The 14,188-nt window shown below is 68.3% G+C and carries 12 protein-coding genes; all 12 read left to right on the forward strand.

The genetic code is table 11. The features are described 5' to 3' along the window. The first annotated feature begins 104 nt into the window (after positions 1–104). The 12 genes from IG171_RS04360 to IG171_RS04415 all read left to right on the forward strand — a co-directional run bounded on the left by IG171_RS04360 (position 105) and on the right by IG171_RS04415 (position 14,146). A complete protein-coding gene (locus IG171_RS04360) occupies positions 105–761 on the forward strand; it encodes a hypothetical protein (protein ID WP_212130153.1) in 657 nt (218 codons plus the stop codon). Next, positions 751–1,122 (forward strand): hypothetical protein, encoded by a 372-nt coding sequence (locus tag IG171_RS04365; protein ID WP_212130154.1) that lies wholly within the window; start codon positions 751–753, stop codon positions 1,120–1,122. The genes IG171_RS04360 and IG171_RS04365 overlap by 11 nt, the downstream gene beginning before the upstream one ends. A gap of 137 nt (positions 1,123–1,259) precedes the next feature. Next, on the forward strand, positions 1,260–2,198 hold the full coding sequence (locus IG171_RS04370) for a bifunctional riboflavin kinase/FAD synthetase (RefSeq protein ID WP_212130156.1): 939 nt from the start codon (positions 1,260–1,262) through the stop codon (positions 2,196–2,198). 91 nt (positions 2,199–2,289) lie between these two features. Continuing rightward, complete coding sequence (rpsO, locus tag IG171_RS04375; protein WP_212130158.1) at positions 2,290–2,559, forward strand: 30S ribosomal protein S15; 270 nt, start codon at positions 2,290–2,292, stop codon at positions 2,557–2,559. Between the two features lie 365 nt (positions 2,560–2,924). Then, on the forward strand, positions 2,925–5,144 hold the full coding sequence (locus IG171_RS04380; RefSeq protein WP_212130160.1) for a polyribonucleotide nucleotidyltransferase: 2,220 nt from the start codon (positions 2,925–2,927) through the stop codon (positions 5,142–5,144). A gap of 62 nt (positions 5,145–5,206) precedes the next feature. After that, positions 5,207–6,454, forward strand: coding sequence for a pitrilysin family protein (locus IG171_RS04385; protein WP_349252139.1), 1,248 nt, complete (start codon positions 5,207–5,209; stop codon positions 6,452–6,454). A 101-nt stretch (positions 6,455–6,555) separates the two neighbouring features. Beyond that, entirely contained in the window at positions 6,556–7,143 is a 588-nt protein-coding gene (locus tag IG171_RS04390) for a TetR/AcrR family transcriptional regulator (RefSeq protein ID WP_249204048.1), read from the forward strand. A gap of 117 nt (positions 7,144–7,260) precedes the next feature. Further along, positions 7,261–8,496 carry a Glu/Leu/Phe/Val dehydrogenase dimerization domain-containing protein gene (locus tag IG171_RS04395; protein WP_249204050.1) on the forward strand — a complete coding sequence of 412 codons (1,236 nt, stop codon included), beginning with the start codon at positions 7,261–7,263 and terminating at the stop codon, positions 8,494–8,496. Between the two features lie 4 nt (positions 8,497–8,500). Next, positions 8,501–10,534, forward strand: a complete 2,034-nt coding sequence (locus IG171_RS04400; protein WP_212130164.1) for an acetate--CoA ligase family protein — start codon at positions 8,501–8,503, stop codon at positions 10,532–10,534. A gap of 1 nt (position 10,535) precedes the next feature. After that, positions 10,536–12,173, forward strand: coding sequence for a thiamine pyrophosphate-binding protein (locus tag IG171_RS04405; RefSeq protein WP_212130166.1), 1,638 nt, complete (start codon positions 10,536–10,538; stop codon positions 12,171–12,173). A 57-nt stretch (positions 12,174–12,230) separates the two neighbouring features. Then, on the forward strand, positions 12,231–13,397 hold the full coding sequence (locus tag IG171_RS04410; RefSeq protein WP_212130168.1) for an acyl-CoA dehydrogenase family protein: 1,167 nt from the start codon (positions 12,231–12,233) through the stop codon (positions 13,395–13,397). 122 nt (positions 13,398–13,519) lie between these two features. Beyond that, positions 13,520–14,146, forward strand: a complete 627-nt coding sequence (locus tag IG171_RS04415; protein ID WP_025777267.1) for a superoxide dismutase — start codon at positions 13,520–13,522, stop codon at positions 14,144–14,146. The last annotated feature ends 42 nt before the right edge of the window (positions 14,147–14,188 follow it).

Here is a 14,188-nt window from a genome sequence, read left to right on the forward strand (position 1 = left end):
CGAAGCGGACCGAAACGACCCGCGATCGACAAGTTAAAACGTTGTAATCAGCGAAAACAACCGAAGGCCTTGTGTGTGTTGCTCGTCTCTGCTGTACTGGGCGCATGTTCGTCATGACGATCGACCAGCAGGGCTCGCGCATCAGCGCTGATGCCGTGCCCGGGGTGCTTGCCGCGCTCGAACCGGTTGCCGCGGTCGTGGGATTCGCACGCACCATCGGTGACGAGGTCCAAGGAGTGCTGGCCGATCCGGTCGCCGTGGCCGAGGCGGTGCGACGGGTCGCGGTCGACTCCGACTGGCATATCGGCATCGGCATCGGCGAGGTCGAGAGACCGCTGCCGGAGACGACCGTCGAAGCCAGAGGCGAGGCCTTCTACGCCGCCCGGCAGGCCGTCGAGGCCGCGAAGTCAGCACCCGCCCACCTCGTCGTCCGCACCGGAACGGAACGGTCGAGCGCGCCCGAGCCCGCTTCCGCTTCCGCGTCCGCGGCCACGCCTGCCGCCCATCTCGACTTCGCCGAGGCGGCCCTGCGCCTGCTCGTGAGCAGCCTCGGCGAGCTGCGGGTCCAGTCGCGCGGCTACATCGGCTTCCGCCTCGACGACCCCGAGGCGACGCAGACCGAGATCGCCGAGTCCTTCGGCGTCTCCCAGCAGGCCGTGTCCCGAGTGCTGGCGCCGGGCACGGCCGAGATCATCGCCGGCGCGCAAGGTCTCGCCGCCCACCACCTCGGGCTGGCGGAAGGAGCGAGGAATGTGGACTGAGGTTCTCATCGCCGTCGCGGCCGCCATCGCCGCCGCACTCATCGGCTGGCCGCTGGTGCCGCTTCTCCTGTCGCTGACGCACTCGGGGCCGGGCAGCAGGCCCGAGCGCACCGGCAGCGAGGACGTCGAGGTGCTGCGCGGCGGCATGTGGGTCGGCATCGTCGAACGCGCCCTCATCGCCGGCGCCATCGTCCTCGGACGCCCCGAACTGATGGCCGTGGTCGTCGCGGTCAAGGGACTCGGCCGCTTCGCCGAGATCAAATCCTCGGCCGCGGCGGGGGAGAGGTTCATCATCGGCACCTTCGTCTCGATCGCTCTGTCCAGCCTCATCGGAGTCATCGGCTGGGCCGTCATCGCCTGAGGACTGGACGATCCCGGACGTCCCGGGCGACCTCCCGGCGCCCGAGATGGGGTGGGGCCGCCTCGGCGAGGTGCGGGTTAGGACCGTGATCGCGTCTGCGATAATCTGAGTCGGTGCACGGAAGGAGCGAACGTCTGGTGGAGCAGTATCACGGACTGGGAGAGATCGAAGTCGGCGCTGTCGGCTCGGTCGTGACCCTCGGCAACTTCGACGGTGTGCACCGCGGTCACCAGACCGTCCTGAGGACCGTTGCCGCACTCGCCCGACGGGAGGGGCTGCGCTCGATCGCGATGACCTTCGACCCGCACCCGCGCACGGTCCACCGCCCCGAGGACCCGACGGTGATGATCACGAGCACCCGGCAGCGGGCCGAGCTCATCGCCGCGACCGGGATCGACGCTCTCGTGATCCAGCCCTACGATCTCGACTTCGCCGCGCAGTCGGCCGAGGAGTTCGTCCGCACCCACTTCGTCGAGGCCCTCAGGGCCCGCATGGTCGTCGTCGGCGATGATGTGCGCTTCGGCAAGGACAATGAGGGCACCATCGACACGCTGCGCAGCCTCGGCGAGGAGTACGGGTTCCGGACCGAGACGATCGACGAGGTCGGACGTGGGGGCCGCTATTCGTCCTCGCGCATCCGCGAACAGCTCACCGCCGGCGATGTCGCCGAAGTGGCCGATCAGCTCGGCCGCTACCACGCCGTTCACGGCACCGTCGTCCACGGCGACGCCCGCGGCCGCGACCTCGGATTCCCGACGGCGAACCTGTCCGATGACCCAGAAGGGCTCGTGCCCGCCGACGGCGTCTACGCCGGGTGGGCGACGTTCTCCGGCGAGGGGCAGGCCTACCCGGCGGCGATCTCGGTGGGCACGAACCCGACGTTCGAAGGCTGCACCCGCCGGGTCGAGGCGCATGTGCTCGACAAGGAATTCGGATCCTTCGACGTCTACGACCGGCAGATGACCCTCGAGTTCGTCTCCCGCATCCGCAGGCAGGTCGCCTTCACCGATATGGACGGTCTGATCGAGCAGATGCACGAGGACATCGCCGATGTGCGCGAGGTCCTGCACACCTGATAAGCTGATCTCTGCCGTTTTCACCGGCCGCGGTCCCACAGTGCGAAGACATCAGGTCTGCGCGCCGCGCAACGATACGAAGGAGAACTCCATGGCTCTCGACACTGCCACGAAGCAAGAGATCATCAAGGAATACGCGACTCATGAGGGCGACACCGGTTCTCCCGAGGTTCAGGTTGCGCTGCTGACCCGCCGGATCTCCGACCTCACCGAACACTTCAAGGACCACAAGCAGGACCACCACTCGCGTCGTGGCCTGCTGCTCCTGGTCGGTCAGCGTCGCCGCATGCTCAAGTACCTGCAGAAGGTCGACATCGAGCGCTACCGTACGCTGATCAAGCGCCTCGGCCTGCGCCGCTGATTCGCTGCCGACGATCGGAGCCCGGGCCGGTGTGCGCCGGTGCCGATCGCGGTTTCGCACAGCTGTTATGGAAGCGTCCCACCTCCGGGTGGGGCGCTTTCGTGCTTCTGCGGTAGACTCTGAGACGGACAACCATGCCATGGACGTTCGGTCCTCGGTAGTGGCCTCCGGAGGTGCGCGCACTCAGCGCCGGTTCCGTGGGCCCCGATCGATGACCGGCTCGGATCCATGGGGTGTCCTCAGCCAATATCCCGCCGGCAGGGTGCGGGTGATCGGACTGCTGCAGGCAGTCGATTCCTCGTGCGTCGACGGTGGGCTCTCATTCGCAGGGAGCCGCCGCACGCCGGCACAATCTAGGAGACTACGTGGGACTCAACCCTGAATCCGCCGTTGCACACATCGACAACGGCAGCTTCGGCACGCACACCATCCGCTTCGAGACCGGACGACTGGCCCAGCAGGCCGCCGGCTCCGCCGTCGCCTACCTCGACGACGACACCATGCTCCTGTCGGCCACCGCCGCGGGCAAGCACCCGCGGGAGGGCTTCGACTTCTTCCCGCTGACCGTCGACGTCGAAGAGCGCATGTACGCCGCCGGACGCATCCCCGGCTCGTTCTTCCGTCGCGAGGGACGCCCCTCGACCGACGCGATCCTCACCTGCCGGCTGATCGACCGCCCGCTGCGCCCGTCCTTCATCAAGGGCCTGCGCAACGAGGTCCAGGTCGTCGTCACCGTGATGTCGGTCAATCCCGACCACCTCTACGATGCGCTGGCGATCAACGCCGCATCGATGTCGACCCAGCTGTCCGGCCTGCCCTTCTCCGGCCCCATCGGTGCCGTGCGCATCGCGCTCATCGACGGCCAGTGGGTGGCGTTCCCGAACCACTCGCAGCTCGAGGACGCCGTGTTCAACATGGTCGTCGCCGGGCGCGTGGTCGGTGACGACGTCGCCATCATGATGGTCGAGGCCGAGGCCACCGACAACGCCATCGACAAGATCAAGACCGGCGCCCAGGCCCCCACCGAGGAGGTCGTGGCCGAAGGCCTCGAAGCCGCCAAGCCCTTCATCGGCGAACTCTGCCGCGCCCAGTCCAAACTCGCCGCCTCAGCCGCCAAGCCGACCGTCGAATTCCCCATCTTCCGCGACTTCGAGGACGATGTCTTCGAAGCCGTCAAGGAACTCGGCGAGGCCAAGCAGACCGAGAACTTCCAGATCGCTGACAAGCAGGAGCGCGAGGCCGCCGGCGCCGCCCTCCTCGACGAGCTGCTCGAGAAGCTCTCCGGACGCTTCGAAGGTCGTGAGAAGGAGATCGCCAATGCGCTCAACGCGCTGACCAAGCAGGTCGTGCGCAAGCGCATCCTCACCGACCAGGTCCGCATCGACGGCCGCGGACTCAAGGACATCCGCCCGCTGAGCGCCGAGACCAATGTGGTCCCGCGCGTGCACGGTTCGGCACTGTTCGAACGCGGCGAGACCCAGATTCTGGGCATCACGACGCTGAACATGCTCAAGCTCGAGCAGCAGATCGACTCGCTGTCGCCGGTGACCTCGAAGCGCTACATGCACCACTACAACTTCCCGCCCTACTCGACCGGTGAGACCGGCCGCGTGGGCAGCCCGAAGCGCCGCGAGATCGGCCACGGAGCCCTGGCCGAACGCGCTCTCGTGCCCGTCCTGCCCAGCCGCGAGGACTTCCCGTACGCCATCCGCGAGGTCTCCGAGGCCCTCGGTTCGAACGGGTCGACCTCGATGGGTTCGGTCTGCGCCTCGACCCTGGCCATGCTCTCGGCCGGTGTGCCGCTGGCCGCACCCGTCGCCGGCATCGCCATGGGTCTGGTCTCCGACGTCATCTCCACCGATCAGGGTGAGCAGACCGCCTATGCGGCTCTGACGGACATCCTCGGTGCCGAGGACGCCTTCGGCGACATGGACTTCAAGGTCGCCGGAACCCGCGAGTTCGTCACCGCCATCCAGCTCGACACCAAGCTCGACGGACTGCCCGCCTCGGTGCTGACCGCGGCACTCAAGCAGGCCCGTGAGGCCCGCATGGTTATCCTCGACGTCATCGCCGAAGCCATCGACGCCCCCGCCGAGATGGCCCCGACCGCACCGCGGATCATCTCCGTGAACATCCCCGTCGACAAGATCGGTGAGGTCATCGGACCGAAGGGCAAGATGATCAACCAGATCCAGGAGGACACGGGCGCGGAGATCAGCATCGAAGACGACGGCACCGTCCTCATCGGCGCCACCGACGGACCGGCCGCCGAGGCCGCTCGTTCGATGATCAACGCGATCGCGAACCCGCAGGTGCCCGAGGTCGGCGAACGCTACCTCGGCACGGTGGTCAAGACGATGAGCTTCGGCGCGTTCGTCTCGCTGACCCCGGGCAAGGACGGTCTGCTGCACATCTCCGAGCTGCGCAAGCTCAATGACGGCAAGCGCGTCGAAGACGTCGACGACGTCGTCGGAGTCGGCCAGAAGGTCCAGGTCGAGATCACGAAGATCGATGACCGCGGCAAGCTCTCGCTGGCCCCGGTCACCGACGAGGACTCCGAGAGCGAAGAGGGATCAGACAACTGATACTGGACAGTTCGCACACCGGGGAGGGCAGCCGAATCGATCGGTCTGTCCTCCCCGGTGGTTTGACGCTGACGACCGAACACATGCCGGGCCTGGCCTCGGAGACGATCGGCATCTGGGTCGCGGCCGGGTCCCGCGACGAATCCGCGCAGACCGCCGGCTCGACGCACTTCCTCGAACACATGCTGTTCAAGGGCACTGCGACGAAGGACGCGAAGACCATCGCCGCGGCCTTCGACCGCACCGGGGGAGATGCGAACGCGATCACGGCCAAGGAGCTCACCTGCTACTACTCGAGGTGCCTGGTCACGGATCTGCCGAGCATCACGGGCCTGCTGCTCGACATGGTCTCGAACGCCGAACTCGACGTCGACGAATTCGAGCGTGAGCGCGGTGTCATCATCGAAGAGCTCGCGATGTCGGCCGATGATCCCTCCGATGTGCTCTTCGACGACTTCGACGCCCTCGTGTTCGGTGAGCATCCCCTGGCCCGGCCGGTCGGGGCGACGAAGGATCAGATCCGCGCGCTGGGCCACCACACGGTCACCGACCACTACTGTTCGACCTACATCCCGCCGCGTCTGGTCATCGCCGCGGCCGGAGGCGCCACCCACGAGGAGGTGCTGAGGATGGTCGAGGACGCCCTCGCCGAGGCGGGCCTGGGATCACGCGCATGGTCGGCCGACGGGGTCGAAGCAGGCGCGCATCTGGGCGGGGCGAGCCGTCGGGCCCCGGTCTTCCAGGCGGGTTCCTCTCATACGGTCAAGGACACCGAACAGCTGGGCATCCTGCTCGGCTGCGAAGGCCTGGAAGAAGGCCACGACGATCGGTTCGTCTATTCCGTGCTGCTGACGATGCTCGGCGGCGGGATGTCCTCGCGGCTGTTCCAGAGTGTGCGCGAGGAGCGCGGACTGGCCTACGCCGTCAACTGCGTGGCCAGCCAATTCACGGACTCCGGCACCTTCGGCATCTACGCCGGATGCACAGCCGAGAACGCTCAGGCCGTCGTCGACCTGGCCCTGGCCGAATGGGATCGACTGGCCCAGGAGGCACCGAGCCGATCCGAGCTCGACGAGATCGTCTCCCAGCTGTCGGGGTCGATGGTCCTCGGACTCGAGTCCTCGGCGGCGCGGATGAATCGGCTGGCGAGGTCGGAGATCTTCGGCCTGCCGCTCGAAGCGCCCTTGGACCTCATCGAGCGGATCCGCTCGGTCACCGCCGACGAGGTCAGCGACATGGCCGGTCGGCTGCTGGCCGAACCGAAGGCATTGGCCATGGTCGGCCCGTCCGCCGCGGTCGAGCTGCCCTGATGCGGTGACCGGGGCCGGCGCTGAGCCCGTCCCTGCCCTCAGACGGAACCGGGGCAGGGTCGAACGTCCTAGACTGGCCGTACAGCAGCGACAGGGGAGACATGACGAGGAAGAGCGCTGAGATTCGCCGCGAGGAGATTCTGGCCGCCACGATCGAGGAGATCGAAGCCACGGGACTGCGGACCCTGCGGGTGGCCGATGTCGCCGATCGTCTGAGCCTGAGCGCGAGTCTCGTCATCTACCACTTCGCGACGAAGGAGGCGCTGGTCGCCGCCGCCTTCGACCATGCCGGCCGCAGCGACCTCGAACACGCCCGAGAGCTCGCCGCCGGCCCGGGTTCGGCCCGGCAGCGGCTGCGTGAGGTCATCGGCTGGTATATGCCGGCTGGTTCGACACGCAGTTGGAAGATCTGGATCGACGGCTGGTCGGCCGGACTGTTCGACGACGATCTCAAAGCGACCTTCTCGGCTCTCGACCAGGAGTGGAAGACGGTTCTCGCCGACCTCATCGTCGAGGGCCTCGAGGCAGGTGAGGTCACCGTACGCAGTGCCGATTCCGGAGCCTGCGCCACGAGGATCCTCGCCTATCTCGACGGACTCGCTGTGCAGCTGCTGTTCAACCCGGAAACCGTGGGACCCGAACAGCTGGCGGCCTGGGTCGACGATTTCCTGACGAGTGAGCTCGGCTGAACCGGCCTCGCCCCCTCTTGACGCGGACGCCTGCCGAGCACCAGACTAGGGCATACACGCTACTGAACCGCTATTCAGTAAATTTCCGTTTCAGTCCCTGGGAGCCGCACTTTGTTCATGGACATCACCTGGCAGGATCCAGTCACCGGAGTCCACGGCTTCGTCGTCATCGACACCCTCGTCCGTGACACCGCCTCGGGCGGTCTGCGCATGCGCAAGGGCTGCACCCTCGAGGAGGTGCGCGGCCTGGCCCAGGGCATGACCCGCAAGGAGGCCATCCACCTGAGGGAGGGCCGCCACTACGTTCCCGTCGGCGGTGCCAAGGGCGGCATCGACTTCGACCCCTGCGCCGAGGGAGCCAAGGACATCCTCGAACGGTTCCTCGTCGCCATAGCCCCGATCATGCGCACCTATTGGGCCCTCGGCGAAGACCTCGGAGTCCGGCAGAGCGACATCGACGAGATCATCGCCCGCCGCGGTCTCGGCTCCGGACTGTCCGCCGTCGACAAACTCATCACCGAGCCCGAGGCGGCCGCCGCCCGATCGACGACCGCCTTCGAGACCGTCGTCGACGGCGTGGCCCAGGACGAGCTCGTCGGAGGACTCGGCGTGGCCGCCTCGGCGATCGCCGCTCTCGACGCCGCAGGACAGGATCCGGCCGACTGCCGGGCCGTGATCCAGGGATTCGGGTCGATGGGCGGAGCCAGCGCACGGTTCCTCGCCGAGGCCGGAGTGCGCATCGTCGGCATCGCCGATGCCGACGGGTTCGTCTCGAACCCCGACGGTCTCGACGTCGAGACGCTTCTGGCCACCCGCGACGCCTTCGGCGGAATCGACCGCTGTGCACTGCGCGCGGCCGACCACGACGGCGACCGCGACGACTGGCTGGCCGCCGAGGCCGAAGTGCTCATCCCCGCCGCCGTCAGCTATGCGATCACCCCTGACAACTGCGAGGCCATCCGCGCCGGCCTCATCGTCGAGGCCGCGAACATGCCCGTGCTGCCCGAGGCCGAGGAGAGGCTGCGGGAGTCCGGAGTCACCGTCGTGCCCGACTTCCTCGCGAATTCGGCGACCAATGCCTGGTGGTGGTGGGTGACCTTCGGCGATGTCGACGGCAGCTGGGCCGACAGCCGCGAACTCGTGACGACGACCCTGCGCGAACTCACCACCGAGGTCCTCGATGCGGCCGCAGATCAGGGCATCAGCCCGCGCCGGGCCGCCCAGGCCAAGGTCGACGCGAACCTCGCGTCCCTCCACGCCGACGTGGTGCCTGGCACCGACGCGGTCGCCGGATCCGGCACCGGCGGGGCTTGGGCACCTGGCACCGAAACTGCCGCAGCGGACCGGCGCTAGCGTCATGGAGGCGTTCTTCGATCCCGGCAGCGTCGCCGTCCTCGGAGCATCGAACGATCCGAGCAAATGGGGGTTCTGGCTCTCGGCCGGTGCGCTGACCGGTGCGCACCGGCGCCGCGTCCACCTCATCAACTCCCGGGCCGCCTCGATCCAGGGCCGACCGACGTTCGCGCATCTGTCCGAGCTGCCCGAGATCCCCGAACTGCTCGTCATCTCCATTCCCGGACCCGCCGTGCCCGCCGCCGTCGACGAGGCCCTGGCCGCCGGCGTGCGCGCCTTCCTCATCATCTCCGCCCGCGTGCCGAACGCCGAGGACCTCGCAGCCCGGATCATCGCCGCCGGTGCCCGCCTCATCGGCCCGAACTCCTTGGGACTGGTCGATTCGGCCCATGAGCTGCTGCTGGCCTGGGGCCACTTCACGCCCGGCTCACTGGCTGTGGTCACTCAGTCCGGGCAGCTCGGCACCGAGATCGCCACGCTCTCGGCCCGCAGCGGACTCGGCATCTCCCGGTTCGCCTCGATCGGCGGACAATCCGATGTCCGCGCCGCGGAGATCCTCGACTCCCTCGTCGACGATCCCGACACCGCCCAGGTCGTCATCTACCTCGAGTCCTTCACCGGCGGCCACGAGCTCGTGCAGGCGATGCAGGCCCTGCGGGCGGCGGGCAAGCCGACGATGATCCTGACCACCGGGTCCTCGACCGCCGGGTCTCGGCTGGCGAAGTCCCACACCGGGTCGCTGACCTCGGCGATCGACACGGTCGACGCTGCCTGCCGAGCCGCCGGAGCCATTCGACTCTCGACGCCCGGCGAGGTCGTCGAACTCGCCGGGTTCTTCGCCTCCTCCTGGCTTCCGGCCGCCCGACGGATCGCCATCGTCTCCGACTCCGGCGGTCAGGGCGCCATCGCCGCGGACACGGCCGAGGGCTTCGGCCTGTCCGTCGAGATCCTCGACCCGGCCACCGCCGAGAAGGCGGCCGCCCACCTGCCCGAGTCCGCCGGCGTCGACAATCCGCTCGATCTCGACGGAGCGGGGGAGAAGGACCTGTCCGTGTACTCGAGCCTCGTCGGCGAGCTGTTGGCCGATGAGACGATCGACGCCGTCGTCCTCAGCGGCTACTTCGGCTGCTACGGCGAGGACATCCCCGAACTGCTCGAGACAGAACTCGCCGAGGTCGACCGCCTCGGGCACATCGTCAGCGGCCACCGCAAACCGCTCATCGTCCACTCGATGAGCGCCGACTCCCAAGCCGTGGCCGGCCTGTGGGAACGCGGTATCCCGTCCTACGCCTCGATCGAGGCCGCGATGCGCGTGCTCGCCCGGGCCGGGTTCTACGCCTCCCACGCCGGCCGGATCACCGACGCCCACGAACTCTCCGGACCCATCACCCCGTGGGGGACCGGGTATGCGGCCGCACGGGAGGCCATCGCCGCCGCCGGAGTGCCCGTGCCCGCTGCCGTGACCCTCGGCCGCGGCGACGACCTCGCCGAGGTGATCGCCGACTCCGGACTCACCCCGCCGTTCGCGCTCAAGGCCGGGTGGCTGGCCCACAAGACCGAGGTCGGCGGCATCGCCTTGGGACTGGCCGACACGAACGCCGTCGCCGGCGCTCATGCGGACATGGTCGCCCGCCTCGGCGAGGGCGAGTACGTGCTCGAGGAGATGGACTCACGCGAGGCCGTCGTCGAGATCCTCGTCGGCGGACGCCGGGACGAGAACTTCGGGCCCATCGTCATGGTCGGCGCCGGCGGAACCGAGACCGAACTCTACGGCGACACGTGGCTCGAACTCGCCCCCGTCTCCCACACCGAGGCCCTCGAGATGATCTCCCGGCTGACCTGCTACCGCCTGCTCACCGGTTGGCGCGGCAGACCGGCGGCCGACCTCGACGGGCTCGCCGAGGCCATCGTCGCCGTCTCCCGGCTCATCGCCTCGAACAATGAGATCGCCGAGATCGAGATCAACCCGGTCCGTGTCGCCGAATCCGGGGCACTGGCCGTCGACGCACTCGTCGTCACCGACACCACCAAGGAGTGAAATGGAACAGGCGAACATCACCGGAGGCGCACACCTCGCCCGGGCACTGAAGGCCGAGGGCATCACACGGGTGTTCGGGATACCCGGGACCCACAACCTCGAGATCTTCGCCCGGCTGTCGGCCGAGGGCATCGACATCGTCTCACCCCGGCACGAACAGGGGGCCGGCTACATGGCCGACGGTGCGGCACGCCTGACCGGTGAGGTCAACGTCGTCGTCACCACCACCGGACCGGCCGTGCTCAACGCGCTCACGGCCCTGCTCCAGTCCTTCACCGATTCCGTGCCCGTGCTCCTCATCTGCCCCGGCATGCCGCTGAGCCACCCCGGCCGCGGCAACGGCCTCCTCCACGAGGTCCGCAACCAGTCCGGCGCACTGGCCGCCGTGCTCACCGAGGTCCACCGGGTCACCAGCCCGGGCGAGGTGTCCCTGGCCGTGGGACAGACGCTGTCGGCTATGCGCGCCGGCCGCACACGGCCCGCAGCGATCGAGATCCCCCTCGACCTCATCGAGGCCACCGGGCCCGGCCGGTCCCACCCGTCGGTGACCCGACCGCTGCCGACACCGGACGCCGACCGGATCGACGCCGCCGCCGAGGCTCTCGCCGCCTGCCGCCGACCGCTCATCATCGCCGGCGCCGGAGCCCGCGGGGCGGGCCAGGAGATCGAGGCGCTGGCGGCTGCCCTGGGCGCCGGGATCATCCTGTCCTCGAACGCCAAGGGCGTCATCGACGACGACGGCGAGCACAGCCTCGGCGCCATCGGCTTCCTCGAACTGCTGCCGGAGCTGACCGCCGACGCCGATGCCGTCATCGCGGTCGGCACCGAGCTGGCCTCCAGCGACTTCTGGCCCGAGCCTCTGCCGCTGCCGGACACCGTGGTGCGCATCGACATCGACGAGGTGCAGATGCTCACGAACGCGGATGTCTCCCACCCGATCCTCGCCGATGCCCGGCCCGCGACCGCGCGGCTGGCCGTCGCGCTCGACGGCCGGCGCGCGGCCGAGGACACGGAGGCGGCCGCGCACTGGCGGCGAGGCTGGAAGGATGCGGCCGCCTCGGCGGTGGAGCGGGACGGGGCACCCTGGGCGGGGCTGACGGAGGCGCTCAACGCCTTCACCGCCTCGGTGGCGGGACCGATCGTCATCGCCGCGGACTCGACGATGGCCTGCTACTACGGCGTCCAGACCGGGTGGACGGCGCGCCGCGGCGACCGCTTCCTCTACCCGGCGGGAGCGGGAACGCTCGGCTACGGTCTGCCCGCGGGCATCGGGGCCACGATCGCCGCCCCCGAGGCGCGCGTGATCGCCGTCGAGGGCGATGGGGGATCGATGTTCACGATCGCCGAACTCGCCGCCGCCGTCCAGGCACGAGTGAAGCTGACCCTCATCATCGTCGACAACGGCGGGTACGGCGAGATCCGCAATGAGATGGCCGACCGCGGCGACGCACCCTCGGGGGTGGCGCTGACCGGGCCGGACTTCCCGGCCCTGGCGCAGGCCATGGGCGCCCACGGCATCCACGCCGAGGGACCGGACGAACTGCTCACCGCCCTCAACGACGCCGACGGTCGTGACGGCCCCACCCTCATCCACATCACCGAGCGCTCGCGAGCGAGTCAGGACATGCTCGGTGGCTGAACGCAGGCACGGGCACCCGCTGCCGACCAGCACCCGGTCGAACCGAAAGGCACGAACATGAGCTACACCCCCTGGCCGCTGTCCGATGAGCAGCGGGACATCCTCGATCTGTGCCGGGCCTTCGCCGCGGACACGATCCGGCCCGCCGGTCGCCGCGTCGACGAAGCCGACACCGAATCACCGGTCGACATCTTCCGCGCCGCCGCGAAGCTCGGTATCACGGACTTCATGATCCCCGAGGAGTACGGCGGAGGCGGCTTCACCGACGTCTTCACCCAATGCCTGGTCCAGGAGCAGCTGTGCTTCGGCGACCCGGGGATCGGGAACTTCGTGTGCTCGAACGGGTTCTTCGCCGACCCGATCCTCGCCCTCGGCACACCCGAGCAGAAGGAAGCCTGGCTGCGGCCGCTGACCGGGGAGGACCCGAAGATCACGTCCCTGGCCACGACCGAACCGGGCTCGGGCTCCGATTCGGCCTCGATCATCACTCGGGCCACAGCCGTCGACGGGGGATACCTGCTGGATGGGCAGAAGGCGTGGATCTCGAACGCAGGCCTGGCCGACTGCTATGTCGTCTTCGCCAAGACCGATCCCTCGCAGCGCTCACGCGGGGTCTCGGCGTTCCTGCTGCCGCGCGAGACCGAGGGGATGGAGTTCGGGGCACCGATGAAGAAGATGGGCCAGCGGGCCATCGTGTGCCGGGAGATCTTCTTCTCCGAGGCCTTCGTGCCCGAACACAACCGCCTCGGCGAGGAAGGGCAGGGCTTCTACGGGCTCATGCGCACCTTCGACATCTCTCGTGTCGTGCTCGGCGCCGCAGCCCTGGGCACGGCCCGGGCGGCCTTCGAATACGCCCGCGACTATGCGCAGGAGCGCACCCAATTCGGCAAGACGATCATCGACCACCAGGCCGTGGCCTTCCGCCTGGCCGATATGTCCTCGCGCATCGACGCCGCCTGGCTGCAGGTGCTCAACGCCGCGCGGATGATCGACGCCGGGGAGGCGGTCAGCCGACAGGAAGTGACCACGGCGGCGGCGATGGCGAAGTTGAACGCCTCGGAGACAGCGATGTTCTGCACCTGGGCGGCCGTGCAGGCCCTCGGCGGCTGGGGGTATTCGCGGGAGCATCCCCTCGAGCAGTGGATGCGCGATGCCAAACTCGAGGAGATCGAGGAGGGCACCTCGGACATCATGCGGCTGCTCATCTCCCGCAATCTCGGGTGAGTCACTTCACGTCATCTGGAATAGCCGCGAACCGACGCGTGTTGTGGCAGATGAGACCCTGGGATAGGGTCGAAATGAAGCCACCGATGTGGTGGTCATCAAATCTGATCAGGAGGAATCTCATGGCTGAGCAGTACACCCTTCCGGAACTGCCCTACGACTACTCCGCTCTCGAGCCGCACATCTCGGCTCGCATCATGGAGCTGCACCACGACAAGCACCACGCCACCTACGTCAAGGGTGCGAACACTGCGGCCGAACAGCTGGCCGAAGCCCGTGAGAGCGGCAACCTCGCAAATGTGCCGAAGCTGACCCGCGATCTCGCCTTCAACCTCGGCGGACACGTCAACCACTCGATCTTCTGGAACAACATGTCCCCGGACGGTGGAGACAAGCCGGTTGGTGAACTCGCCGCAGCCATCGACGACCAGTTCGGTTCGTTCGACAAGTTCCGCGAGCACTTCACCACCGCCGCGACGACGATCCAGGGCTCCGGATGGGCCGTGCTCGTCTACGACCAGCTCGGCGGAAACCTCTTCATCGAGCAGCTCAAGGACCAGCAGTCGGACATCCAGCTCGGCGGCACCCCGGTCCTGCAGCTCGACATGTGGGAGCACGCCTTCTACCTCGACTACCAGAACGTCAAGCCCGACTACGTCAAGGCCTGGTGGAACATCGTCAACTGGGCCGACGCCGGAGCACGCTTCGACCGCGCAGTCGCTCAGACCAAGGGCCTCCTCCTCGGCTGATCGGTCCTTCCCGCGCTGAATCCGACGGCGCCCAGATCCCTC

Source organism: Brevibacterium sp. SMBL_HHYL_HB1, assembly GCF_018208375.1.
GTDB classification, from domain to species: Bacteria; Actinomycetota; Actinomycetes; order Actinomycetales; family Brevibacteriaceae; genus Brevibacterium; species Brevibacterium intestinavium.